Source organism: Phycicoccus jejuensis (assembly GCF_044797865.1).
Taxonomy (GTDB): Bacteria; Actinomycetota; Actinomycetes; order Actinomycetales; family Dermatophilaceae; genus Phycicoccus; species Phycicoccus jejuensis.
The window spans coordinates 2,902,858-2,926,107 of sequence record NZ_CP085209.1; the positions used below are offsets into that span (position 1 = coordinate 2,902,858).

Sequence of the window (23,250 nt, forward strand, 5' to 3'; positions counted from 1 at the left end):
CCGATGAACGAGCAGGACCCCCACACCCCCGGCACCGAGGTGACCCCGGCCGGGTCCCACGGTGAGGCCGTGCGCCTCGACGAGGGCCACGTCGTCGGGACCGGCGGCCTCCCGGACCGCTTCACCAACCCCGGGCTCCCCCACCACGTGCCGCGGATGGCGGACCTCGACGAGTCCGCCGCCAAGCGCGCCGAGAAGCAGGTCGCGGCCCTCTTCGGCGTCTCGATCATCGCCACGCTGCTCTTCATCGTCCTGTACTTCGCGCTCGACGTGGACCAGACGGTGTTCATCCCGGGCATCGGCACGACGAGCGCCACGAACGCCGGCCTCGGCGTCACCCTGGCCTTCTCGCTGCTCGGCATCGGCCTCGGCGCCGTGCACTGGGCCAAGACCCTCATGCCCGACGAGGAGGTCGTCGAGGAGCGCCACCCGCTGCGCGCCGCCGACGCCGACCGCGACGAGGTCGTCCGGGTCATCACCGAGGAGGGCGGCAAGTCGCAGATCGGCCGCCGCCCGCTGCTCAAGATGACGATGGGTGGCGCGCTCGGCCTCTTCGCCGTGCCGCTCGTGCTGCAGGTCGGTGGCTCGCTCGGCGAGCTGCCGCAGAAGAGCCTCTCGCTCACCTGGTGGAACGGTGGCCCCAGCGGCCCCGGCGAGGAGCCGACCTTCAAGCCGCTGCGGCTCATGAAGGACCCCGAGAACCAGCCGATCAAGGCCTCCGACGTGACGATCGGGTCGGTCTACCACGTCATGCCGCAGGGCCTCCTGCCCGACCCGGAGACCAACGAGGGCGGCGCCGAGCACCTGCTCGAGGAGAAGGCCAAGGCCGCCGTGCTCCTCATGCGCCTGGACCCCGCGCAGATCCAGTCGCAGAAGGAGCTCGACTGGGGCTACGAGGGCATCGTCGCGTACTCCAAGATCTGCACCCACGTCGGCTGCCCGGTCGGCCTCTACGAGCAGCAGACGCACCACCTGCTCTGCCCGTGCCACCAGTCGACCTTCGACGTGACCCAGGACTGCAAGGTCATCTTCGGTCCGGCGAAGCGTCCGCTGCCACAATTGAAGATCACCGTCGACGACGAGGGCTACCTCGTCTCCGCACAGCCGTTCCGCGAAGCGGTCGGCCCGAGCTTCTGGGAGCGTGGCTGACATGTCCACGACCGCGAACCAGCGTCCGGCGGACGCCCTGCGCACCGGTGACGGCCCGCGGCACGTGGCCCCGTCGGCCGGCGCGAAGAAGATCGGCGGGCTCGCCGGCTGGGTCGACGACCGCACGGGCGCCGCCAAGCCCGTCGGCTACCTCATGAAGAAGGTCTTCCCCGACCACTGGTCCTTCATGCTCGGCGAGATCGCCATGTACTCGATGATCATCTGCCTGATCACCGGTGCCTTCCTCACGTTCTGGTTCGTCCCGAGCGCCGGCCACACCGTCTACGACGGCTCCTACGTGCCGCTGCGCGGGGTCGAGATGTCGGAGGCCTACGCCTCGACGCTGCACATCTCGTTCGACATCAAGGGCGGCCTCATCATCCGCCAGATCCACCACTGGGCCGCGCTGATGTTCGTCGTCGCCCTCGTGGTCCACATGTTCCGGGTGTTCTTCACCGGGGCGTTCCGCAAGCCCCGCGAGATCAACTGGGTCATCGGCTCGGTCCTCGCCCTCCTCGCGATCGTCGAGGGCTTCGCCGGCTACTCCCTCCCGGACGACCTGCTCTCGGGCACCGGCATCCGCGCGATGGCGGGCTTCGTCCAGACGGCGCCGGTCATCGGCTCCTACCTGGTCTACGGCATCTTCGGCGGGCCGTTCCCCGGCGAGATGATCATCCCGCGCCTGTACTCGGCGCACGTGCTGCTCATCCCGGCCATCCTCATCGGCCTGTTCACGGCGCACATCGCGCTCGTGGCGCTGCAGAAGCACACCCAGTTCCCCGGCCCGGGCCGGACCAACGACAACGTCGTCGGCTACCCGGTCATGCCGGTCTACGCGGCCAAGGCCGGTGGCTTCTTCTTCATCGTCTTCGGCGTCCTGGCCCTCATCGCCGCGCTCGTCCAGATCAACCCGGTGTGGGCCTACGGCCCCTACGACCCCTCGCCGGTGACGGCCGGGTCGCAGCCGGACTGGTACATGGGCTTCGCCGACGGCGCGCTGCGCCTGCTGCCCGGCTGGCTCGAGTTCACCGTCTTCGGCTTCACCGTGTCGATGAACATCTTCCCCGGCGCGCTGATCCTGCTGCCGCTCGTCTACGTCATCCTCGGTGCGTACCCGTTCGTCGAGCGCTGGGTCACGGGTGACGAGCGCGAGCACCACCTGCTCGAGCGCCCGCGCAACGCCCCGGTCCGTACCGGCATCGGCATGGCGGGCATCACGGCGTACACCGTGCTGCTCTTCGCCTCCGGCAACGACATCATGGCGATCAAGCTCGGCATGTCGATCAACGACCTCACGTGGTTCTTCCGCGTCGGCTTCTTCGTCCTGCCGGTCGTCGTGTTCTGGGTGACCAAGCGCGTCTGCCTCTCGCTCCAGCGCCGCGACCGCGACACGGTCCTGCACGGCCGCGAGTCCGGCACGATCATCCGCACGCCCGACGGCCGCTTCTTCGAGCGTCACGAGGCCGGGCTGCCCGAGGACCAGTGGGTCCTCGTCCAGCACGAGGCCGTCGCGCCGCTCGAGCTCGAGCCCGAGGTCGACGAGCACGGCGTCGCCCGCCCGGCCGCCCGCAAGGACCGGATGCGCGCCCGCCTGTCGCGCTTCTACTTCGCCGACGCGGTCAACCCCGTCACCCCGGCGGAGCTCGCGGCCGCGCACCACCACGGCCACGAGACCGAGGCCCTCGAGGGCTCGCAGGCCGCCGGCGAGATCGAGTCCGCCGAGCCGGCCGGCCGCCACTGAGGCACCCCGCCCGACCGCCCGAGGCCGCACCCGCCCAGCGGGTGCGGCCTCGTCGCGTCCCGGGCCGTGTCGCACCGGCGCGCGCCTAGGCTGGAGCGCGTGAGCACCCTGGCGCCCCTCCCCCTGCCCCGCACCCGGCCCGAGGACGCGGGGGTGCCTCCCGCGGCGCTCGAGGCGCTCCTGGAGCGGTGGGAGCGCGTCGGTGTCGAGGCGCACGGGCTCGTCGTCCTGCGGCACGGCGAGGTCCTCGCCGAGGCGGACTGGGCGCCCTACACGCGCGACGGTATCCGGCTCGTGTACTCGGTGAGCAAGACCTTCACGGCGTGCGCCGTCGGGTTCGCCGTCTCCGACGGGCTGCTGCGCCTCGAGGACCGCCTCGTCGACCTCTTCCCCGAGGCCGCGGACGCCGCCGGCCCCCGGGCCCGCACCCTGACGCTGCACCACGTCCTCTCGATGTCGACCGGCCACCACTCGGACACCCTCACGTGGCGCGGCCTCGACGTCGCCGACTTCCCCGCGCAGTTCCTCGCGACCGAGCCGGACGAGGATCCGGGCTCCTGGTTCGTCTACCACAACGGCGCCACGCTCATGGCGGCCCTGGCGGTCCAGCGGGCCGCCGGGCAGCGCCTGCTCGACCACCTGCGCCCCCGCCTGCTCGACCCGCTCGGCATCGACGACGCCGCCTGGCAGGGCACGGACGGCCTCGACCTCGGCTATTCCGGCCTGCACGTGACGACCGAGGCGCTCGCCCGCCTCGGCGAGCTCCTGCGCGCCGACGGGGTCTGGCAGGGCCGTCGCGTGCTCCCCGAGGGATGGGTCGCGCGGATGACCTCGGTCCACGTCGACACCGCCCCGCACCCCGAGACGGTCGACTGGCAGCAGGGCTACGGCTACCAGGTCTGGCGCTGCCGGCACGACGCGTTCTGCGCGGACGGCGCGTGGGGGCAGTTCTCGCTCGTCCACCCGCCCAGCGGGCTGGTCCTGGCCGTCACCTCCCTCGCGACCGACACCCAGGCGCTGCTCGACGCGGTCTGGGAGGAGCTGCTGCCCGCGCTCTCCCCCGCGCCGCTCCCCCGCGACGACGAGGCGCACGCACGCCTGCTGGAGCGTCTCTCCGGCGCCCACCTGTTGCCGGTCACCTCCGACGACTCACCACTCCCCGAGGCCGCTCACGCGCCCGTGACGGCCCACCACGAGCCCGACGAGGACCACCCCTCGCTCCGGTCGCTCTCGGTCCGGGCCACCGGCGACGCGCACGCACCGTGGCAGCTGACGGTCGACGACGGCGACGTGCTCGTCCTGCCGGCCGGTGACGGCGCGTGGGTCGGGGACGGCCCGTGGTCCGCGTCGGCCGGCTGGACCGCCCCGGGTGTCTTCGAGGCGGTCGTCGTCGCCCGCGAGACTCCGCACGTCCTGCGCCTGCGGGCACAGGACGGCGTCCTCACCGCGGCGTGGAACGGACGGCCGCTCGGATGGCCGGCCCTCGTCGCCCTCCGGGCGCCCCGGGGCTGAGCGGTGGACGCGCTGACGCCCGAGCACTTCGACGCCATCGTCGAGGACGCGCTCGACGAGGTACCCGGGGAGCTGATGGGGATGCTCGACAACGTCGTCTTCCTCGTCGAGGACGAGCCGCCCGCCGACGACCCCGAGCTGCTCGGCGTCTACGACGGCGTCCCGCTGACCGAGCGGGGCGACGGCTGGGGGGCCGGGGCGCTCCCGGACCGCATCGTCCTCTTCCGCGGCCCCCTGACCCGGATGTGCGAGGACCTCGACGAGCTGACCGACGAGATCGCCGTCACCGTGGTCCACGAGATCGCCCACCACTTCGGGATCGACGACGCCGCGCTCCACGACCTCGGCTGGGGCTGAGACCACGCACGCCCGGTCGGACGACGACGAGGGCCGCCCGGGATCTGCCGGGCGGCCCTCGTCGTGGGTCACGTGCTCAGAGGGCGTTGGGGCCCTTCCAGTACTCGAAGGTCCAGCCGACGAGCGCGGGGATCGCGAAGAACGCCCCGATGATGAACAGCCACCAGCCGACCGCGAGTCCGAGGAAGCAGACCGCCGCGGCCCCCGCGAGGAAGAGCGGCTGCCAGCTGTGCGGGCTGAAGAAGCCGTACTCGCCCTGGATCTCGTCGATCTCGCCCAGCGGGTCGTCCCCCGGGTCGCGGTCCAGGCGCCGCCGGGTCATCCAGAGGTACCACGCGATCATCATCCCGAGCAGGCCGCCGAGGATGAGGCCGATCGTGCCGACCCACTCCGTGCCGATGACCGTCGAGGACGTCCACGTGCCGTAGATGGCCGCCATGACGAACGCGAACACGCCGATGAGCATGCCGATCCGTTCCATCGCCCGCATGGCTCAGGCCTCCTTGTTCTTCTCGTCGACGAAGGCCTCGCCGTGCAGGTCGGCCGGGCCGAGCGCGGACACCAGGCCGCTGTCGGAGCTGTGCGCGGCGTCGTGGACGCCGGCCACCGCGGCCTCGGGGTGGTGCAGGTCGAACGCGGGGCGCTCGGAGCGGATCCGCGGGATGCGGTCGAAGTTGTGCCGCGGCGGCGGGCAGGACGTCGCCCACTCGAGCGAGGCGCCGTAGCCCCACGGGTCGTCGGTCTCGACGAGCGGCGCGTACCGCCAGGTCTTCCACACGTTGTAGAAGAACGGGAGCATCGAGGCGCCGAGCAGGAAGGCACCGGCCGTCGAGATCTGGTTGCCCAGGGTGAACCCGTCCTCCGGCATGTAGTCGGCGTAGCGGCGGGGCATGCCCTGCGCACCGAGGATGTGCTGGACGAAGAAGGTCAGGTGGAAGCCGAGGAACAGCATCCAGAAGTGGATCTTCCCGAGCTTCTCGTCGAGCATCCGCCCGGTGAACTTCGGCCACCAGAAGTAGAAGCCGGCGAACATCGCGAACACGACCGTGCCGAAGACGACGTAGTGGAAGTGCGCCACGACGAAGTAGCTGTCGGAGAGCTGGAAGTCCAGCGCCGGGCTCGCGAGGATGACGCCGGTCAGGCCACCGAAGAGGAAGGTGACGAGGAAGCCCAGCGCCCAGAGCAACGGCGTCGAGAAGTCGAGCTTGCCGCCCCACATCGTGCCGATCCAGTTGAAGAACTTCACACCGGTCGGGACCGCGATGAGCATCGTCATGATCGCGAAGAACGGCAGGAGCACCTGTCCGGTCACGTACATGTGGTGCGCCCAGACGCTGACCGAGAGGGCCGCGATGGCGATGGTCGCGTAGACGAGGGTCTTGTAGCCGAAGATCGGCTTGCGCGAGAAGACCGGCAGGACCTCGGAGATGATCCCGAAGAACGGCAGCGCGATGATGTAGACCTCCGGGTGCCCGAAGAACCAGAAGATGTGCTGCCACATGATGGCCCCACCGCTGGCGGGCTCGAAGATCTGCGCCCCGAACCTCCGGTCGGCGCCGAGCGCGAAGAGCGCGGCGGCCAGGGCCGGGAAGACGAGGATGACGAGGATCGAGGTCACGAGCACGGTCCACGTGAAGATCGGCATCCGGAACATCGTCATGCCGGGGGCGCGCATCGTGAGGATCGTCGTGATGAAGTTGACGGCGCCGAGGATGGTGCCGAAGCCACTGAGGGCGAGGCCGAAGACCCAGAGGTCACCGCCGATGCCCGGGCTGTAGGTGTTGTCCGACAGCGGCGCGTAGGCGAACCAGCCGAAGGCGGCGGCGCCGTTCGGGGTGATGAAGCCCGCCGCGGCGATGAGGCCACCGAAGAGGTAGAGCCAGTACGCGAACATGTTCAGCCGCGGGAACGAGACGTCGGGCGCCCCGATCTGCAGCGGCATCAGCGCGTTGGCGAACCCGGCGAACAGCGGCGTCGCGAAGAGCAGCAGCATGATCGTGCCGTGCATCGTGAACAGCTGGTTGTACTGGTCCGGGTTGTCCACGATCTGCAGGCCCGGCTCGGCGAGCTCGGCGCGGATGAGCAGCGCCATGACGCCACCGATGAGGAACCACGCGAACGAGGTGATGAAGTACAGGTTGCCGATGACCTTGTGGTCGGTCGTCGTCACCCACTTGACGACGGTGGCACCGGGCGAGAGCCGGCGGGTGCGCTGGCGGACGCCCGCCTCGCGCCGCATCGTCGTGTCGGTCGCGGCGCTCATGTCAGTTACCTCCGCCGGGCTGGACGTTCTGGCCGCTCATCAGGGCCTCGCGGTTGAGGGTGTTGTTGAGCAGGCCGGTCTGGTCGGCCGCCCGCAGGTCGGCCATGTGCTGGTCGTACTCGGCGCGCGAGACGACCTTGACGTTGAAGAGCATCTGGGAGTGGTAGGCGCCGCAGAGCTCGGCGCACTTGCCCTTGAACTGCCCCTCCTCGGTGGGGACGACCTGGAAGCGGTTGACCCGCCCCGGGATCATGTCCATCTTCTGGAGGAAGGCCGGCACCCAGAACGAGTGGATGACGTCGCGGGAGGTGAGGACGAACTCGACCCGCTCGCCGACCGGCAGGTACAGGGTGGGGATGGTCTCCTCGGCCCCGGGCTCGCCGGTGAGGATGGCCTGCGTGCCGACCTCGTGGACGTCGTCCTCGAGGTAGTTGAAGTCCCAGCTCCACTGCTTGCCGACGACGTTGACGGTGACGTCCGGCTTCTTCGAGGTGTCGATGAGGGCGGCCTCGTCGCGTGCCGTGTAGTAGAAGAACACGACGATCATCAGCATCGGGACGACCGTGTAGAGGATCTCGATCGGGATGTTGTAGCGCAGCTGCACCGGGAGCTCGGTGTCGTCCTGGCGGCGACGGTAGGCGCCGATGCACCAGACCGTGAGGCCAATGACGAGCAGGCCGACCGCGATGAGCGCGATCCACGCGCCGATCCACAGGGTCGTGACGCGCTCGCCCCCCTCGGTCACCGCGTGCGGGAGCCATCCGGTGGAGGCGTCACCGCGCAGGTCGCCGCTGGCGCAGCCGCCGAGCGCGAGGGTGGCGAGGGCACCCACGAGGACCGTGGTGCCGAGCCGCCGCCGTGGGCGACGGGGCGAGGAGGAGTCGTGCTGGCGCACCGCTGCACCCTTCGTGTCGTGGAGCGAGGACGATCGAGGCAAACCCTACTGCACGGGTACCTCACCGGGCATGGAGGGGGGCTACCGTCGAGCCGTGGCGCACACCACCGTTCAACCTTCCACAGCCTCCTTGACGGCGGGCCTCCTCGACGCCTCGCGCGGCCCCCTCCACCCCCTCGCGGCGCAGACGCTGACGGCGGCCCTGGGCGCCGCCTGGGCCGACCCCGTCGCCCGTCACGCGCCCGGACGGGCCGCCCGGGCGCACCTCGACGCCGCACGAGCGGTGCTGGCCGGCGCTCTCGGCGCCCGTCCCGACGAGCTCTCGCTGCACGGCAGCGCCGAGGAGGCCCTGGCCGTCGGGCTCGACGGTCTCCTCCACGCGCGGCGGCGCACCGGCGACCGGACGGTGGCGGGAGCCACCGAGCGTTCCGTGCTCCTGCTGCGCGCCGGCGCCGAGGACGCCGTGCCCGTCGACGGGACCGGCCGGGTCGACGCGGACGCGTGGGAGCGCGCGGTCGCGGCCCCCGGGGTCGCCGCGGCAGTCCTCCAGACCGCGAACGGCGAGGTCGGCACGTGCCAGCCCGTCGAGCGCCTGGCCCGTGCCGCCCGGGATGCCGGGGTGCCGCTCCTCCTCGACGCGACGGCCTCCGTGGGGCGCGAGCCCCTCCCGCCGGGAGCCGGTGACGTCGTCGTGGCCGACGCCGCCTCCTTCGGGGGGCCGCCGCTCGGGCTGCTCGTGGTCCGCACCGGCACCCGGTCCTCCCTGCCCGCTCCCCGACGGGAGGCAGAGCACGGCCGCGCCCTCGCGGCGCCGTGGGTCCCGCTCGCCCTGGCCGCCGCCGAGGCCTGGCGCCAGACCGAGCACGCCTGCGCCGACGACGCACGGGAGGCGCGCGCCCTCGTGGACCGCGTCCGGGCCGCCGCCGCGGGCGTGCGCGACGTCGAGGTGCTCGGCGACCCCACGGACGCGCTCCCCCACGTCGTCACCTTCAGCGTGCTGCTCGCGGACGGGGAGGCCCTCGTCGACGAGCTGGCCGCGCGCGGGGTCGCCGTCGCCTCCGGGTCGGCCTGCACCTCGAGCACCCTGCGGCCGAGCCACGTCCTCGCCGCGATGGGGGTGCTCACGCACGGCAACGTCCGCGTGACCCTCCCGCTGGCCTCCGTCGCGCCCGACCGGGAGGACGCGGTCGCGCTGCTCTGTCGTGAGCTGCCGGACGCGGTGCGGGCCGTCCGCGTCCGGATGGGGACCGAGGACCTGTGAGCGGGGACGCGACCGTCGACGCCCGGGGCACCCGCTGCCCCGTGCCGGTCATCCGGGTCGCCCGGGCGACCCAGGACCTCTCCCCCGGGTCGACCGTCGTCCTGCTCGCCGACGACGTGGCCGCCCGGTCCGACGTGCCGGCGTGGGCGCGGATGCGCGGCCACGGGCTGACCCTCGAGGACGAGGGCTCGTGGACCCGCTACACGGTCGTCGTCGGGACGACGGTCGCCAGGTCGACCTGAGGCGCCTCGAGGGCGCGCTCGAGGGCGCGACGGTAGTCCTCCCGCGACCACTCCTGCGCGCCCATCCGGCGCAGGTGGTCGGTGGCCCACTGCACGTCGACGATCCGGCGCGGGTCGCCGTCGGCGAAGAAGCGCGCGGCGAGCCCGACGAGCGCGACCTTGGAGGCGTCCCGGACCCGGTGGAACATCGACTCCCCGGCGAAGAGCCCGCCGACCGACACCCCGTACAGGCCGCCGACGAGCGCGTCGTCCTGCCAGACCTCGATGCTGTGGGCCCATCCGAGCCGGTGCAGCTCCTCGTAGGCGGCGGCGAACTCGTCGGTGATCCACCGCCCCTCCCGCGAGGGGTCGGCGCACCCGGCGACGACGTCGGCGAAGGCGGTGTCGACGGTCACCTCGAAGCGCGGGAGCACCTTGCGCAGCGAGGACCGCACCCGCAGCGCCCCCGGCGGGATCACCCCCCGGGGGTCGGGTGACCACCAGCCCACCGTGCCGGCGCCGTCGCGGCCCAGGCCCATCGGGAAGAGCCCGAGGCGGTAGGCGGCGAGCAGCGTGCCCGGGTCGAGGTCGGCCCCGGCGGCGACGAGGTCGTCGCCCTCCACCGCGTCGGCGGCGTCGAGCAGCCAGCCGGTGGGCGGCGGCTCGACGGGAGGGAAGGCCACGGCGCGGCCCGGCGTCAGTCGCGGACGAAGCGCACGTGCGGCGCGATCTCGGCCGCCGCCCCGGCCCCGTAGGCGGCCTCGAGCCGGGCGAGGAACCCGGCCCGGCCCACCTGGTACTCCTGGGTGCCGACCGTCTCGAGGACGAACGCCGCGAGGACCGAGCCGATCTGTGCGGAGCGCTCGTGCGACAGCCCGCCGGAGAGCCCGACGAGGAAGCCGGCCCGGAACGCGTCGCCGACCCCGGTCGGGTCGACCCGCTCGACGTCGCCCGCCACCGGCACGTGCACGGGCTCCTGACCCCGGGTGCGGATCTCGGCGCCGTCCTTGCCGAGCGTCACGACCCGGGTCGTCACGCGGGCGTCGATCTCCTCCTGGGTCCACCCGGTCTTGGTCGAGGTGAGGTGCGACTCGTACTCGTTGGTGATGAGGATCTCGGCGCCGTCGACGAGCTTGCGGATGAACGGGCCGTCGGCGAAGGCCAGCTGCTGCGAGGGGTCGGCGATGAAGGGGATGCCGCGCTCGCGGCACTCGTCGGTGTGGCGCAGCATCGCGTCGGGGTCGTCGGCGCCGATGAGGACGAGGTCGAGGTCCCACCGGTCGTGGATGGGGCCGAGCTCGATCATCCGGGCCTCGCTCATCGCGCCGGCGTAGAAGGTCGCGATCTGGGCCATGTCGTCGTCGGTCGTGCAGACGAACCGGGCGGTGTGCCGCGTGCTGGAGACGAGCACGTGGTCGGTGACGACGCCGTGCCGGCCGAGCCAGCTGCGGTAGTCGGCGAAGTCCTCGCCGGCGGCCCCGACGAGGAGCGGCCGGGCCCCGAGCACCCCCATCCCGAAGCAGATGTTGCCCGCGACGCCACCGCGCCGGATGTCGAGCTGGTCGGCGAGGAAGCTGACCGAGATCTTGTCGAGCTGCTCGACGACGAGGGAGTCGGCGAAGCGGCCGCGGAAGGTCATGAGGTGGTCGGTCGCGATGGACCCGGTGACGGCGATCTGCACACCGGCAACCTACCCGGCCCCCGGGGACGCGGACGGGCCCGGACCCCTCGAGGAGGTCCGGGCCCGTCCGGGGTGCGTCAGCTGAAGCTGTCGCCGCAGGCGCAGGAGCTGCCCGCGTTGGGGTTGTCGATCGTGAAGCCCTGCTTCTCGATGGTGTCCGAGAAGTCGATGGTCGCGCCCTCGAGGTAGGGGGCGCTCATCCGGTCGACGACGACCTCGACACCGTCGAAGTCGCGGACGAGGTCACCGTCGAGGGTGCGCTCGTCGAAGTAGAGCTGGTAGATCAGGCCCGAGCAGCCGCCGGGCTGGACCCCGACGCGCAGCCGGAGGTCGTCGCGCCCCTCCTGCGCGAGCAGGGAGGCGACCTTGGAGGCGGCCACGTCCGTGAGCAGCACGCCGTGGGCGGCGGTCTCGGTGGTGGCCTCGGTGGTCTGGAGCTGGTCGCTCATGGGTGAGGACTCCTCGTCGCTGTCGGTGGGCCGGCCGGGTGGCCGCCACGAGGGGGAACCCCGGGCGGGGCCTCGGTGTTCCCGGACTCCTCCACTGTACGTCGCGCCCCCGACGGACGGTGCCACCGCCCACTCCCGTGCCCGGCTACGCCGCAGTAACTGCTGCTGTGGCGACACGTACTGCGGTGTGGCCCGCGCTCGGGGTGTCAGCGCGCCGGGGACCAGGTGCGCGCGACGCGCCGGGCGCGGGCCCGCAGGGTGCCGACCGGGTCGGCGAGCATCGCGTCGACCTCGTGCGGGTGGTCGGCGAGGGCGTAGCAGCCGGCCAGGCCCATCGTCATCGTCTCGCGGCGCCCGACGAGCAGCTCGCCGGCGACGACGACGGCCGGGCGGCCGGTCGCGGTGGTGGCCTCGGCGACGCCGGAGACGACCGAGCCGCGCACGGAGGTCCAGTCGAGCCGGTCGGTCGCCGTGACGACGAGGTCGCTGCCGGCCGCGGCGACGTCGAAGCCGGTGAGGCGCAGCACCTCGGTGACCGCGGGCACCGGGCGGGCCCCGAGGACGAGGAGGGCGTACCCGAGCCCCCCGGCCGCGCCGGCGCCGAGCTCGCGGTCGAGGCGGCGGGGCTGCCCGCTCAGGAGGTCGAGCGGGCGCGGGACCGCCCGGCCCACGACGTCGGTGAAGTGCCCGAGCGCGGACTCCAGCGCCTGCGAGGTCTCGGGCGTGGCGCCCTTGCCCGGCGAGCCGACGGCGCTCGTGCCCGAGAGGCCGAGCAGCGGGGTCTCGTCGTCGGTCGCGAGGACGATCTCGGTGCCCGAGAGACGGTCGAGCACCCCCGGCAGGCCGATGAGGGCGGACTCGTCGGCGTCGCGCAGGGCGAGGCCGCCGCGGGCGAGCACGTCGGCGGGGCCGGCGCCGAGGGCGGCGAGCATCCCCGCTCCGCCGTCGTTCGTCGCGCCGCCGCCGACCCCGACGACGACACGGTCGACGCCCTCGGCCACCGCGGCCTCGAGCAGCTGCCCGACCCCCCAGGTGCTCGTGATGCCCGGGTCGCGCTCGTCGGCGGCGAGCAGGTGCAGGCCGATGGCCTGCGCGGCCTCGACGTAGGCGGTGCGCCGCCCCGGCTCGTCGACGAGCAGGAGGGTCGCGGGCACCTCGCGACCGAGCGGGTCGCTCACGGTCGTCGCGACCATGTCGCCGCCGCAGGCGCGGGCGACGACGTCGAGGAAGCCCGGCCCGCCGCTGGAGAGGGGCAGCAGGCGCACCTCGTCGTGCGGCGCGCCGAGGGCCCAGCCCTCGGCCATCGCGGTGGCCACCTGGACCGGCCCGAGGGTCGAGCCGAAGGCGTCGGGGGCGATGAGCACGCGCACGGGGCGAGCGTATCGCCGCAGGCCCTGGCGGGTGTCGGTGGACGGGCCTAGGGTCGCGCCACCAGCCCAGCCGCCAGGAGGCCCTCGTGACCGAGACCCAGCCCACCGACCTCGACCCCGAGCGGGTCGCCCTGCTCGAGGCGCTCGCCCAGCAGCGGTACTTCTTCCTCCACACCGTCGAGGGCCTGACCGACGAGCAGGCCCGGCTCACGCCGACCGCCAGCAGCCTCTGCCTCGGCGGGCTCGTCAAGCACGTCGCGCTGACCGAGCGCGGGTGGACCGACTTCGTCGAGCACGGGACGATGGCCGGCGGCGACGACGCCGACCTCGAGGCCCGCGAGCGGGAGTTCCGCCTCCTCGAAGACGAGACCCTCGAGGGCGTCGTCGGCCTCTACCGCGAGGTCGCCGCCCACACCGACGAGCTCGTCCGCACCGTCGACCTCGACTCCAGCCACCCGCTGCCGCCCGCGCCGTGGTTCACCCCGGGCGAGCACCGCAGCGCGCGGCGCACCTTCCTCCACCTGCTCTCCGAGCTCGCGCACCACACCGGCCACGCCGACGTCATCCGCGAGACGGTCGACGGTCAGAGGTCGATGGGCTGAGCACCTAGGATCGGTCGCCGTGACCACCACGACCGGCACGCCGCAGCACGCCCCGCTCCCCCTCCTCGTCCTCGGGCAGGGCCGCGAGCTCGCGACCGAGCGGGGGGTCGAGTGCCCCGGCGACCTGCCGGCACCGTCCGACCCCGGCCTCGTCGAGCGCGCCCGGATCGCCCGTGCGGCCCTCGGCGACCGCCTCTTCGTCCTCGGGCACCACTACCAGCGCGACGAGGTCATCGAGTTCGCCGACGTCACCGGCGACTCCTTCAAGCTGGCCAAGGAGGCGGCGGCCCGCCCGGACGCCGAGTACGTCGTCTTCTGCGGCGTGCACTTCATGGCCGAGTCGGCCGACATCCTCACCTCCGACGCCCAGACCGTCGTCCTGCCCGACCTCGCCGCCGGTTGCTCGATGGCCGACATGGCGGCGCTCGACCAGGTGCAGGAGTGCTGGGACGAGCTCGTCGCCGCGGGCGTCGCGGACACGACCGTGCCGGTCACCTACATGAACTCCTCCGCGGCCATCAAGGCCTTCACCGGGCGCCACGGGGGCACCGTCTGCACCTCCTCCAACGCGCGCACCGCCCTCACCTGGGCGCTCGAGCAGGCCGGTGACGGCGGCAAGGTGCTCTTCCTCCCCGACCAGCACCTCGGCCGCAACACCTACGTCCGCGACCTCGGGGGCGACCTCGACGGCTGCGTCGTCTGGGACCCGCACCGCCCGATGGGCGGGCTGACCCCGGAGCAGCTGCGCGACGCGACGATGATCCTGTGGCGCGGGCACTGCTCGGTGCACGGCCGCTTCTCGGTCGAGGCGGTGCAGGCCGCCCGCCGCGAGGTACCGGGTGTGCGGGTCATCGTCCACCCGGAGTGTCGTCACGAGGTCGTCGAGCTCGCGGACGAGGTCGGCTCGACCGAGAAGATCATCAGGACCATCGCCGCCGCCCCGGCGGGCACGGCCTGGGCCGTCGGCACCGAGCTCAACCTCGTCCGGCGCCTCGCCGCGCAGTTCCCCGAGCAGCGCATCCTCTTCCTCGAGAAGAACGTCTGCTACTGCTCGACGATGAACCGCATCGACCTGCCTCACCTCGTGTGGGCGCTCGAGTCGCTCGTCGACGGCCGCGTCGTCAACCCGATCCGCGTCGACCCCGAGGTCGCGCACTGGGCGAAGGTCGCGCTCGACCGGATGCTCGCCCTCCCCGGCGAGACCTCGAAGGACTGACGCGCCTCACGCCTGGGCGGGTCGCCCGGTGTCCCGGACGAGGTAGAGCCAGGGGAAGGCCCGCACCGCGACGACCCATCCGTCGCCCTCGTACGCGGCGGCCGGGCGTGACCAGAGCACCCGGCGGTGCTCCCACTGCGTCGGCGTCCGCACCATCCGGTGGCGCAGCATGCCGGCGCCGACCGTGCGCCAGCCCTGGCGCCCGGCCAGCTCGAGCTCGGGCATCTCGTCGAAGGCGGTGACCGGGCCCAGCCAGCGCTCCTGCGCCTCGGTCGGCCCGTCGTCGACGACCCCGCCGAACCGCTGCTGAGCGGCCTGCCGGCTCAGGCCGAGGACCTCGCCGACGGCGGCCCAGCTGCGGCCGTCGGCCCGGGCCGCGGCCACCGCCTGCTGCAGGAGGTCGCGGGTGGCCGCGTGCGCGCTCGCGGAGCGCGCGACGAGCGCGAGGGTGTCCGGCGCCTCCTGCGCCTCGACCGGCCCGAGCACGACGCGGGCGAGACGGTCGGCCAGCGCCTCGTCGGTCACGGTCGCGGGCGCGAGCGGGTCAGGCGTCACGGTCGCGGCTCGGCAGCCAGAGCCGGTCGCCGCCGGAGGCCCGGCCCCACAGGCCACTGCCGATGGTCGCGGCGCCGAGCACCATGAGGGCGACGGTCATCCCCTGGAACAGCCCGTGGACGAAGCCGGACTCGACGACCCGGCTCAGCCAGAAGGTGACGAGGCCGACGAGCACGAGGGTCGTGCCGCCGCCGAGGGCGGTGCGTTGCGCGGTCATGTGTCAACCATCCCTTGACGTTGCCCCGATGTCAAGGGATGGTTGACAGACGAGGTCAGCCGGCGTGGACGAGCCCGTCGTCGCCGACGTGCGGGTTGTGCGCGGTCGGAACGCGCTCCCCCGCCGGCGGCGGGCCGGGCGGCGTGCCGTCGCCGAAGGGCCGTCCGCCGAGCTCCTCGCGGCCGTGCGGCGTCGCCCAGCCGGCGAGGTCCGGGCCCGCCGGCACGACGCCGGTCGGGTTGATGTCGCGGTGGACCTCGTAGTAGTGGCTCTTGACGTGCACGAAGTCGGTCGTGTCGCCGAAGCCGGGGGTCTGGAACAGGTCGCGCGCGTACGCCCAGAGGACCGGCATCTCGCTCAGCTTGCTGCGGTTGCACTTGAAGTGCCCGTGGTAGACCGCGTCGAAGCGCGCGAGGGTGGTGAAAAGCCGGACGTCGGCCTCGGTGATGGTCTCGCCCATGAGGTAGCGCCGGGTCGCGAGGCGCTCCTCGAGCCAGTCGAGCGCCGTGAAGAGCCGCTCGTACGCGGCCTCGTACGCCGCCTGGGTGCCGGCGAACCCGCAGCGGTAGACCCCGTTGTTGACCTCGGTGTAGACGCGCTTCATCACCGCGTCCATCTCCTCGCGCAGCGCCTCGGGGTAGAGGTCCGGCGCGCCGGCGCGGTGGTGCTCGCGCCACTGCGTCGACAGGTCGAGGGTCATCTGCGCGAAGCCGTTGGTCACGACCTCGCCGCTCGGGACGTCGACGAGGGCGGGCACCGTGATGCCGCGCGGGTACCCCGGGAAGCGCTTCTCGTAGGCGTCCTTGATCCGCGGGATGCCCAGCACGGGGTCGAGTCCGTCGGGGTCGAGGTCGAAGGTCCACGAGTCGGCGTCGTGCGTCGGGCCGCAGATGCCCATCGAGATCGCGTCCTCGAGCCCGAGCAGGCGCCGGACGATGATCGCCCGGTTCGCCCACGGGCAGGCCCGGGCGACGACGAGCCGGTAGCGGCCGGCCTCGACCGGCCACTCGTGCTCGCCGGCGCCGTCGACGGTCACCCGGTCCTCGATGTAGTTGGTGTCGCGCTGGAAGTCGTCCTCGACGTACGTGCCCTGGGCCACGGTCGGTCCTCTCTCGGTCAGGCGGGGAGTGCGCCGAGACGGGCGAGGAGGAGCGCCTCGGCGAGGCACACCGCCTCGAACTCGGCGAGGTGCAGCGACTCGTTCGCGCCGTGCGCGCGGGTGTCGGGGTCCTCGACGCCCGTCACGAGGATCGCGGCGTCGGGGAAGCGCTCGGCGAACGCGGCGACGAACGGTATGGACCCGCCGACGCCGATGTCGACCGGCTCGGTCCCCCATGCGTCGGTGAACGCGGCGCGCGCCTGGTCGTAGACCGGGCCCTGCGCGTCGGCGGCGAAGCCGAGCCCGCGCTCCTCGAGCTCGACCTCGACCCGCGCGCCCCACGGCGCGTTCGCCAGCAGGTGGGTCTTGAGCGCCTCGAAGGCCGCGAGGTCGTCCTGGGTCGGCGCGAGGCGCATCGACACCTTCGCCCGGGCGGAGGGGACGAGGGTGTTGGAGGAGCGCTCGATCGTCGGCACGTCGAGGCCGATCGTCGTGATCGCCGGGCGGGTCCACAGGCGCGAGAGCAGCGACCCGGTGCCGATGACCTCGACGCCGTCGAGCAGCCCGGACTCGGCCCGCAGCCGCGACTCGGGGTAGTCGAGGTCGGAGGCCTCGCCCGCGTCGAGACCGGTGACCGCCACGTCACCGGCGTCGTCGTGCATCGTCGCGAGGAGCCGGACGAGCGCGGTGATGGCGTCGGGGACGGCGCCGCCGAACATCCCGGAGTGCACGCCGTGGTCGAGGGTCGTCACGGTGACGACGACGCGGATCATCCCGCGCAGCGTCGTCGTGAGGGCCGGCTCGCCGACGTCCCAGTTCTGGCTGTCGGCGAGGACGATGGCGTCGGCCCGCAGCCGCTCGCCGTGGCGCTCGAGGATGGTCGGGAGCGAGTCGGAGCCGATCTCCTCCTCGCCCTCGACGAAGACCGTGACGCCGACGGGCAGGTCGTCGCCGTGGGCGCGCAGCGCGGCGACGTGCGCCATCACGCCGGCCTTGTCGTCGGCGGCGCCGCGGCCGTACAGCCGGCCGTCGCGCTCGGTCGGCTCGAACGGCGGGCTGTCCCAGAGCGCCTCGTCACCGGGGGGCTGGACGTCGTGGTGGGCGTAGAGCATCACGGTGCGCGAGCCCGGCGGGCCGGGGCGGTGGCCGATGACCGCGGGCCGGCCGCCCTCGCGCACGATCTCGACCTCGAGCCCCTCGCCGCGCAGCAGCTCGGCGGTCGCCTCGGCGCTCGCCTCCACGTGGGCCTGGTCGAAGGCGTCGAGCGAGACGGACGGGATGCGGGTCAGCGCCTCGAGGTCCGCGCGGACCTGCGGCATGAGCTCGCGGATGCGCTCGCGGAGAGCGGTCTTCTGGGCGTCGGGGAGCACGTCGGTCACGCCTCGAGACCCTACCGACCCGCGGGGCGCCGGCGGCGCTCGCGCCCCGGGCGGACGGAGGCACCCCGCGGATGCACCTAGAGTTGGATCCGTGTTCGGACGCAGCAAGTCGAGTGAAGAGGCTCCCGCGGCGCAGGCGCAGGCCGCCCGCGAGGGCGCCAAGGGCCGCCCCACGCCGAAGCGGCGCGACCAGGAGGCCGCCCGCAAGCGTCCGCTCGTCGTCACCGACCGCAAGGCCGCCCGTGGCCGCGACCGGCAGGAGCGCCGCGAGCAGCTGGCCAAGGTCCGCCGCGCCCTCGAGACCGGCGACGAGACGCACTTCCCGCCGCGCGACCGCGGGCCGGTCCGTCGCTACATCCGCGACTTCGTCGACGCCCGCCGCAACCTAGGCGAGTTCCTCCTGCCGGTGATGCTCATCGTCCTCGCGCTCAGCCTGGTCAAACAGCCGGCGATCTTCGCCGCGAGCGTCTACCTCACGTGGGGCGCCGTCCTCCTCGTCGTCATCGACACCGTGCTCATGTGGCGCCGCCTCAAGAGCCGCCTCGTCGAGAAGTTCGGCGCCGACGGCGTGCCGAAGGGCAGCGTCTCGTACGCGGTGATGCGCGTCTTCCAGCTGCGCCGCAGCCGTCGTCCCGTCCCGATGGTCGCGCGGGGCGAGTACCCCTCCTGACCCGGGCGGCTCAGCCGCCGCTCGCCCCGCGGGCGAGGCAGAGCGCAGAACGCATCGTCCCGTAGCCGCGGGCGGACAGGGGCGAGGTGTCGCGGTCGGCGGCCGTGCAGGTGTCGGCGACGACGGTGGGCGCGAGCCCCTCGGACGCGACCGCCGGTGCGGTGTCGCAGGCCCCGCTCGCGACGGGCGTCAGGCCGGTGCCCGCGACCTGGTCGTCGCGCGCGCAGCGCAGCGTCCGCAGCGACTCCCGCGACAGCACCCAGCCGAGCGGGGCCGCGATGGACGGCCGGGTCGGCTGGTAGAAGACCTTGACGGCCGGGCCGCGCCAGCGGTCCAGCGCGCTGCAGACCGCGCCCGAGGCGTCCTCGCAGCCGGGGACGACGTCGCGCGTGGCGAGGACGTCGAGCGCCCGGTGCAGCTGGGTGTCCGTCGAGGACAGCCCCGCCGTCGCCGCCCCCTTGGTCAGCAGCGGCACGAGGACCTCGTTCGTCGTCCCGGCCGGGACGGCCGAGAGGTCGCTGCCCTCGCCGTTGTCGAGGTAGACGAGGACCGGCAGCACGAGCGGGGCGTCCACACGTCCGGCCACCACGTCCGCGTTGTGCGCCCGCAGAGCCGGCAGCCACCGGGGTGCGAGGTCGACGAGCGTCCCGAGCCCGTCGTTGTCGGCGTAGCCGCCGTCGACGACCTGCTGCGTGTCGGGCGATCCCCCGCCGTCCGGGCACCCGGTCGCGACGACGCCCGACGGCGTGACGTAGGGGAAGCGCGAGGCGAGGAGCGCGACGGTGCTCGCGCGCAGCGCCGGTGACCGGCCGGTGCACCCCGTGCGCAGCGTGACGAGGAGGTCGACCGAGTCGGGCACCGCGGTGGGGGTCCGGCAGTCGCGCGCATCGGGGACGGTGTCGAGCCCGACCTGGCTGAGCAGGGTGCGGCACCGGGTCGCCACCGACGTGGAGTTGAGGACCAGGGCGCCGGTGACCCGTCCGGCCGGCGGCGCGAGGTAGGGCGTCCGCAGCCCCGGCACGGCGCGCTCCCACGCCCGTTCCATCAGCCCGGCGCGGTCGACCCAGCCGCTCTCCCCCGACGTCGGGAAGGCCAGGCCGGTGACCGAGCGCAGCGGGTCGCGCAGGAGGAGGCCGCTCACCGCCGAGCCAAGCGCGTCCGGGCCGGCCATCCGCTCGACCGCGGGGAAGGCCTGCCCGCTCGTGCCGGCGAACGCCGACACCGTGAGACCGACGGCCCCACCGCTGGCCCCGGACGACACGAGCGCCTCGGCGCAGTCACCCCCGGCGGCGTGCAGCGCGTCGGTCCCGAGCGCGGTCCAGGCCGCCGCCCGGATGCCGCCGCCCTCGGCGGCGAGGAGGAACAGCGGACGGACCCGGTACGACGTCCCGGGCAACGCCGTGCCGCAGCCGGGTTCGTCGAGCATCGTCCCGAGCCGGCTCGCGAGGTCGGGGCGGGCCGCGGGGTCCGGGGCGCTCTCGGCGAGGGTGCGCAGGCCGTGCACCCTCGCGTCGCTGCCCGTCAGCCCGACGACGAGGCCGGACAGGAGCACGAGCGTCATGACGGGGGCGGTGCGCAGGACCGGGGTCATCGGCCGCGACAGGAGGTCGGGTGCCCCGCCGCCCTGGAGCAGGATGACGGTGGCCCCGAGCGGCAGCGCCACGGCGGTCACCGCGAGGAGCATGACGCCGATGACCCCCAGCCGCTCGGCGCTCCCCTCCGGGAAGAGGCCGAGCACGACGAAGAGGGCGACGCCGAGCGCGAGCAGGAGCCAGCCCGCGAGCCGCGAGCGCTGCTGCGAGGTCTCGCCCAGCACCCGGCCCGGCACGAGGGCGACGAGCAGGTCCTCCGGGGCGTGGCGACCGAGGAGGCCGGCGACCCACCGGGCGAGCGGCCAGGTGAGGACCGCTCCCACGGCACCGAGCAGCAGGAGGGCGAGGTTCCACCCCCCGCTGCCGAGGGCCACCGGCGCCGTGAACGCGCGGACGAGACCGAGACCGGGGATGACGAGCACGAGAACCCCGAGGACGTCGCCGACGACCCGGGTCGTCGCCGCCTGCTCCGCGGTGACCGGCCGGCGGTAGGGGCTCCACGGCACCGTGCCCCCGCGCCGACGCCACCACAACGAGCCGGCCCACACGACGAGCGGGATGCCGACGGCCAGGCCGAACCGCACCCCGATGACGTCCCAGCGGCCGAGGAGCAGCCGCGAGGGCGGCAGTCCGACGAGGAGCACCGCGAGCGTGACGAACCACGGCAGCAGCGAGGGCTTGTGGTAGGGCGCCGCGCTCGGTCTCGGGCCGTCGCCGAGGACGCGCATCGCGACGTGGTGGCTGCGCAGCCGGCCGACGACGACGACGAGGACCGCGACGAGCCCGGTGAGCACCCCGCTGACCAGCGCGTGCCGGGCCGGGCCGGAGTCCACCCACTGCCGCTGCACGTCGGGCAGCTGGTCGAGGACGTCGGTGCCCGAGGCCAGCCCGAGGGCCGCGAACGGGACGACGACGAGCAGGCTGAAGCGGTGGGTGTAGAGCGCGCCGACGACCCGGCGGGCGGGGCCGGAGGGTCGGCGGACGTCCGAGGGCCCGTAGGGCGTCCCGTGCTCCGGTCCCCGGGGGGTGTCGCTGCGCTGCCGGGCGGCGAGGACGACCGCGAGGAGGGCCAGGAGCAGCCCGAGCCACGTGACGGCGCTCGCCGTGACGAGCGCGGTGGGGTGGCCGGCGCCGTCGGCGAGGTCGACGAGGAGCGCGGACTCGACGAGGTCGGCGCCCGCCCCGACGCCGAGCAGCACGAGGGCGGCGACCCACCAGGGCCGCCCGCGCGAGGACCCCGCGACGGCCGGGCGCAGCAGGGCCGCCGCGCCGAGGGCGTACAGCGCGACGAGCCCGACGTCGACGAGGGCGTAGGCGACGACCCAGCGGGCCATCCCGGGGACGGCGGCCACCGTCGGCGCCACGAGCGCCCAGCTCTCGCGGGTCGCCCCCGGCGAGAGGACCGCGCCGGGCGAGGTCAGCCCGCCCAGCGACACGGTCCGGCCGGCCGTCACGACCTGGGAGACCAGCCCGTCGAGCTGCCCGAGCGCGATGAGGACGGCGACGACGGCGCTCGCCCAGCCCCCGGCGAGCGCGGCCCGCCGAGGGGGCAGCACGGCCGCGAACGCGTCGCGGACCGGCATCGGTTCCGTCGCCATGCGGACCTCCTCACCCCGGCCTCCCGGCCCGTCGACCCATCGTCCTCCGGCAGGAGGCGCGGGGGTCGGACGGTGATACGCCCCGGCGCGTCAGGGAGCGGGCTCGAGCCCCATCGGCCCGTAGACCACCGCGCCGTCGCGGTGCAGGGTCACCGAGGCGACCCCGGCGTCGGCGAGCTCGTGCCAGACCTCGCCGAACCAGCTCTCGGCGTCGGACTGCGTCGGGAAGGTGGTGGTCGTCGTCGGCTCCCCGGTGACGGGGGCGCCGTCGGCGTCGGCGAAGGTCCAGGACCACTGCTCGCTCATGCGCCACGCACCCCCGCCTCGACGAACGGCGGCTTGCTGACGGTGGCCGCCACCGCCCGGCCGCGGACGTCGATCGAGACCTCGTCGCCGAGGGTCACCGACCGGTCGAGGAGCGCGAGCGCGACGCCCTGCTTGCGGGTCGGCGAGAAGGTGCCGGAGGTGACCTCCCCGACGACGGCGCCCGAGGCGTCGGTCACCGCGCAGTGCGAGCGCGGGATGCCCCGGCCGGTGACGACGAGGCCGCGCATCAGCCGGCTCTCCTTCGCGGCGCGCTCGGCGGTCAGCGCCTCCTTGCCCCAGAAGGCGTCCTTGTCCCAGCCGACGGCCCACGCCGCGCCGGCCATGACCGGCGTGATGTCGAGCGAGAGGTCGTTGCCGTGCAGCGGGTAGCCCATCTCGGTCCGCAGGGTGTCGCGGGCTCCGAGGCCGGCGGGCAGGCCGCCCTCCTCGGTGACCGCCGCGGCCAGCGCGTCCCAGACCGAGCCGGTGACGTCCCAGGCGGGGACGATCTCGTAGCCGCGCTCGCCCGTGTAGCCGGTGCGGCAGACGATGACCGGCAGCCCGTCCCACTCGGTCTCGACGAAGCTCATGTAGTCGTGGTCGACGGGCAGGCCGAGCCGGGCGAGGACCTCGTCCGAGCGCGGGCCCTGGACCGCGATGACGCCGTAGCGGTCGTGGAGGTCCTCGACGACGACGCCCTCGGGCGCCGCGGCGGCCAGCAGCTCGACGACCCGCGCGGTGTTGGCCGCGTTGGGGATGAGGAAGACGTCCTCGTCGGAGCGCAGGTACTGGATGAGGTCGTCGACGACGCCGCCGTCCTCGGTGCAGCACATCGTGTACTGGGCCTGGCCGGGGCCGATGCGCCGCAGGTCGTTGGTCAGGCACGCGTTGACGAACTCGGCGGCGCCCGGGCCGCTGACCCGCGCCTTGCCCAGGTGCGAGACGTCGAACAGACCGACGCGCGCGCGGACCGCGGTGTGCTCGGCGACGACACCCCCGCCGGGGTACTCGATCGGCATCGACCACCCCCCGAAGTCGGCCATCTTCGCGCCCAGGGCGACGTGCCGGTCGTGCAGCGGCGAGTGCTTGAGGTCGGTCATGGTCGCACCGTACCGCG

At 73.8% G+C, this 23,250-nt stretch carries 23 protein-coding genes; 9 read left to right on the plus strand and 14 right to left on the minus strand.

The features are described from left to right. The first annotated feature begins 3 nt into the window (after positions 1-3). The 4 genes from LG324_RS13805 (at position 4) to LG324_RS13820 (ending at position 4,759) form a co-directional block, all read left to right on the plus strand. Positions 4-1,149: a Rieske 2Fe-2S domain-containing protein gene (locus LG324_RS13805; RefSeq protein ID WP_404348761.1), complete on the plus strand. Its 1,146-nt coding sequence runs from the start codon at positions 4-6 to the stop codon at positions 1,147-1,149. A 1-nt stretch (position 1,150) separates the two neighbouring features. Beyond that, positions 1,151-2,890 carry a ubiquinol-cytochrome c reductase cytochrome b subunit gene (locus LG324_RS13810; protein WP_030528231.1) on the plus strand — a complete coding sequence of 580 codons (1,740 nt, stop codon included), beginning with the start codon at positions 1,151-1,153 and terminating at the stop codon, positions 2,888-2,890. A gap of 99 nt (positions 2,891-2,989) precedes the next feature. After that, positions 2,990-4,402, plus strand: coding sequence for a serine hydrolase domain-containing protein (locus tag LG324_RS13815; RefSeq protein ID WP_404348763.1), 1,413 nt, complete (start codon positions 2,990-2,992; stop codon positions 4,400-4,402). A gap of 3 nt (positions 4,403-4,405) precedes the next feature. Continuing rightward, complete coding sequence (locus LG324_RS13820) at positions 4,406-4,759, plus strand: metallopeptidase family protein (RefSeq protein ID WP_404348765.1); 354 nt, start codon at positions 4,406-4,408, stop codon at positions 4,757-4,759. Positions 4,760-4,835: 76 nt separating this feature from the next. Here LG324_RS13820 and LG324_RS13825 read toward each other — a convergent pair whose 3' ends face one another. The 3 genes from LG324_RS13825 to coxB are packed head-to-tail and all read right to left on the minus strand — an operon-like array spanning position 4,836 to position 7,917. Then, the gene (locus LG324_RS13825) at positions 4,836-5,249 is read right to left on the minus strand and encodes a cytochrome c oxidase subunit 4 (protein ID WP_404348767.1); all 414 of its coding nucleotides are present in this window, start codon (positions 5,247-5,249) and stop codon (positions 4,836-4,838) included. Positions 5,250-5,252: 3 nt separating this feature from the next. Then, the gene (ctaD, locus tag LG324_RS13830) at positions 5,253-6,998 is read right to left on the minus strand and encodes a cytochrome c oxidase subunit I (protein WP_404353150.1); all 1,746 of its coding nucleotides are present in this window, start codon (positions 6,996-6,998) and stop codon (positions 5,253-5,255) included. A gap of 25 nt (positions 6,999-7,023) precedes the next feature. Then, positions 7,024-7,917, minus strand: coding sequence for a cytochrome c oxidase subunit II (gene coxB, locus LG324_RS13835; protein ID WP_404348769.1), 894 nt, complete (start codon positions 7,915-7,917; stop codon positions 7,024-7,026). Positions 7,918-8,047: 130 nt separating this feature from the next. On the opposite strand from coxB, the gene LG324_RS13840 reads away from it, so the two are divergent. Both LG324_RS13840 and LG324_RS13845 read left to right on the plus strand, forming a co-directional pair. Further along, positions 8,048-9,178, plus strand: coding sequence for an aminotransferase class V-fold PLP-dependent enzyme (locus LG324_RS13840; RefSeq protein ID WP_404348772.1), 1,131 nt, complete (start codon positions 8,048-8,050; stop codon positions 9,176-9,178). Further along, positions 9,175-9,420, plus strand: coding sequence for a sulfurtransferase TusA family protein (locus LG324_RS13845; protein ID WP_030528224.1), 246 nt, complete (start codon positions 9,175-9,177; stop codon positions 9,418-9,420). Before LG324_RS13840 ends, LG324_RS13845 begins: the two co-directional genes overlap by 4 nt. Here the strand turns inward: LG324_RS13845 and aat are convergent. The 4 genes from aat to LG324_RS13865 all read right to left on the minus strand — a co-directional run bounded on the left by aat (position 9,378) and on the right by LG324_RS13865 (position 12,899). Further along, a complete protein-coding gene (aat, locus tag LG324_RS13850) occupies positions 9,378-10,082 on the minus strand; it encodes a leucyl/phenylalanyl-tRNA--protein transferase (RefSeq protein WP_404348773.1) in 705 nt (234 codons plus the stop codon). The genes LG324_RS13845 and aat overlap by 43 nt on opposite strands. A gap of 14 nt (positions 10,083-10,096) precedes the next feature. Next, positions 10,097-11,080: a carbohydrate kinase family protein gene (locus tag LG324_RS13855; RefSeq protein WP_404348775.1), complete on the minus strand. Its 984-nt coding sequence runs from the start codon at positions 11,078-11,080 to the stop codon at positions 10,097-10,099. Positions 11,081-11,157: 77 nt separating this feature from the next. Then, positions 11,158-11,529 carry an iron-sulfur cluster assembly accessory protein gene (locus LG324_RS13860; protein ID WP_030528221.1) on the minus strand — a complete coding sequence of 124 codons (372 nt, stop codon included), beginning with the start codon at positions 11,527-11,529 and terminating at the stop codon, positions 11,158-11,160. A gap of 206 nt (positions 11,530-11,735) precedes the next feature. Beyond that, entirely contained in the window at positions 11,736-12,899 is a 1,164-nt protein-coding gene (locus LG324_RS13865; RefSeq protein ID WP_404348777.1) for a glycerate kinase, read from the minus strand. An 86-nt stretch (positions 12,900-12,985) separates the two neighbouring features. On the opposite strand from LG324_RS13865, the gene LG324_RS13870 reads away from it, so the two are divergent. Both LG324_RS13870 and nadA read left to right on the plus strand, forming a co-directional pair. Beyond that, positions 12,986-13,501: a DinB family protein gene (locus tag LG324_RS13870; protein ID WP_404348778.1), complete on the plus strand. Its 516-nt coding sequence runs from the start codon at positions 12,986-12,988 to the stop codon at positions 13,499-13,501. Positions 13,502-13,520: 19 nt separating this feature from the next. After that, positions 13,521-14,717: a quinolinate synthase NadA gene (gene nadA, locus LG324_RS13875; RefSeq protein WP_404348781.1), complete on the plus strand. Its 1,197-nt coding sequence runs from the start codon at positions 13,521-13,523 to the stop codon at positions 14,715-14,717. 6 nt (positions 14,718-14,723) lie between these two features. Here nadA and LG324_RS13880 read toward each other — a convergent pair whose 3' ends face one another. Genes LG324_RS13880 through LG324_RS13895 form a run of 4 tightly spaced genes read right to left on the minus strand, consistent with a single transcriptional unit; the run spans position 14,724 to position 17,907 of the window. Then, complete coding sequence (locus tag LG324_RS13880) at positions 14,724-15,272, minus strand: hypothetical protein (RefSeq protein ID WP_242525606.1); 549 nt, start codon at positions 15,270-15,272, stop codon at positions 14,724-14,726. After that, entirely contained in the window at positions 15,262-15,489 is a 228-nt protein-coding gene (locus LG324_RS13885; RefSeq protein ID WP_030528216.1) for a hypothetical protein, read from the minus strand. The genes LG324_RS13880 and LG324_RS13885 overlap by 11 nt, the downstream gene beginning before the upstream one ends. A gap of 55 nt (positions 15,490-15,544) precedes the next feature. Next, positions 15,545-16,588: a glutathione S-transferase family protein gene (locus LG324_RS13890; protein WP_207021571.1), complete on the minus strand. Its 1,044-nt coding sequence runs from the start codon at positions 16,586-16,588 to the stop codon at positions 15,545-15,547. Between the two features lie 17 nt (positions 16,589-16,605). Further along, complete coding sequence (locus LG324_RS13895; protein WP_404353151.1) at positions 16,606-17,907, minus strand: dipeptidase; 1,302 nt, start codon at positions 17,905-17,907, stop codon at positions 16,606-16,608. Between the two features lie 151 nt (positions 17,908-18,058). Here LG324_RS13895 and LG324_RS13900 point away from each other — a divergent pair, with 151 nt between their 5' ends. Next, positions 18,059-18,637, plus strand: a complete 579-nt coding sequence (locus tag LG324_RS13900) for a DUF3043 domain-containing protein (RefSeq protein ID WP_404348783.1) — start codon at positions 18,059-18,061, stop codon at positions 18,635-18,637. 10 nt (positions 18,638-18,647) lie between these two features. Here the strand turns inward: LG324_RS13900 and LG324_RS13905 are convergent, their stop codons facing one another. The 3 genes from LG324_RS13905 to gcvT all read right to left on the minus strand — a co-directional run bounded on the left by LG324_RS13905 (position 18,648) and on the right by gcvT (position 23,233). After that, a complete protein-coding gene (locus LG324_RS13905; protein ID WP_404348785.1) occupies positions 18,648-21,827 on the minus strand; it encodes a hypothetical protein in 3,180 nt (1,059 codons plus the stop codon). A 90-nt stretch (positions 21,828-21,917) separates the two neighbouring features. Further along, positions 21,918-22,133 carry a hypothetical protein gene (locus LG324_RS13910; protein WP_030528212.1) on the minus strand — a complete coding sequence of 72 codons (216 nt, stop codon included), beginning with the start codon at positions 22,131-22,133 and terminating at the stop codon, positions 21,918-21,920. After that, positions 22,130-23,233, minus strand: coding sequence for a glycine cleavage system aminomethyltransferase GcvT (gene gcvT, locus LG324_RS13915; RefSeq protein WP_404348787.1), 1,104 nt, complete (start codon positions 23,231-23,233; stop codon positions 22,130-22,132). The genes LG324_RS13910 and gcvT overlap by 4 nt, the downstream gene beginning before the upstream one ends. Between the last annotated feature and the right edge of the window lie 17 nt (positions 23,234-23,250).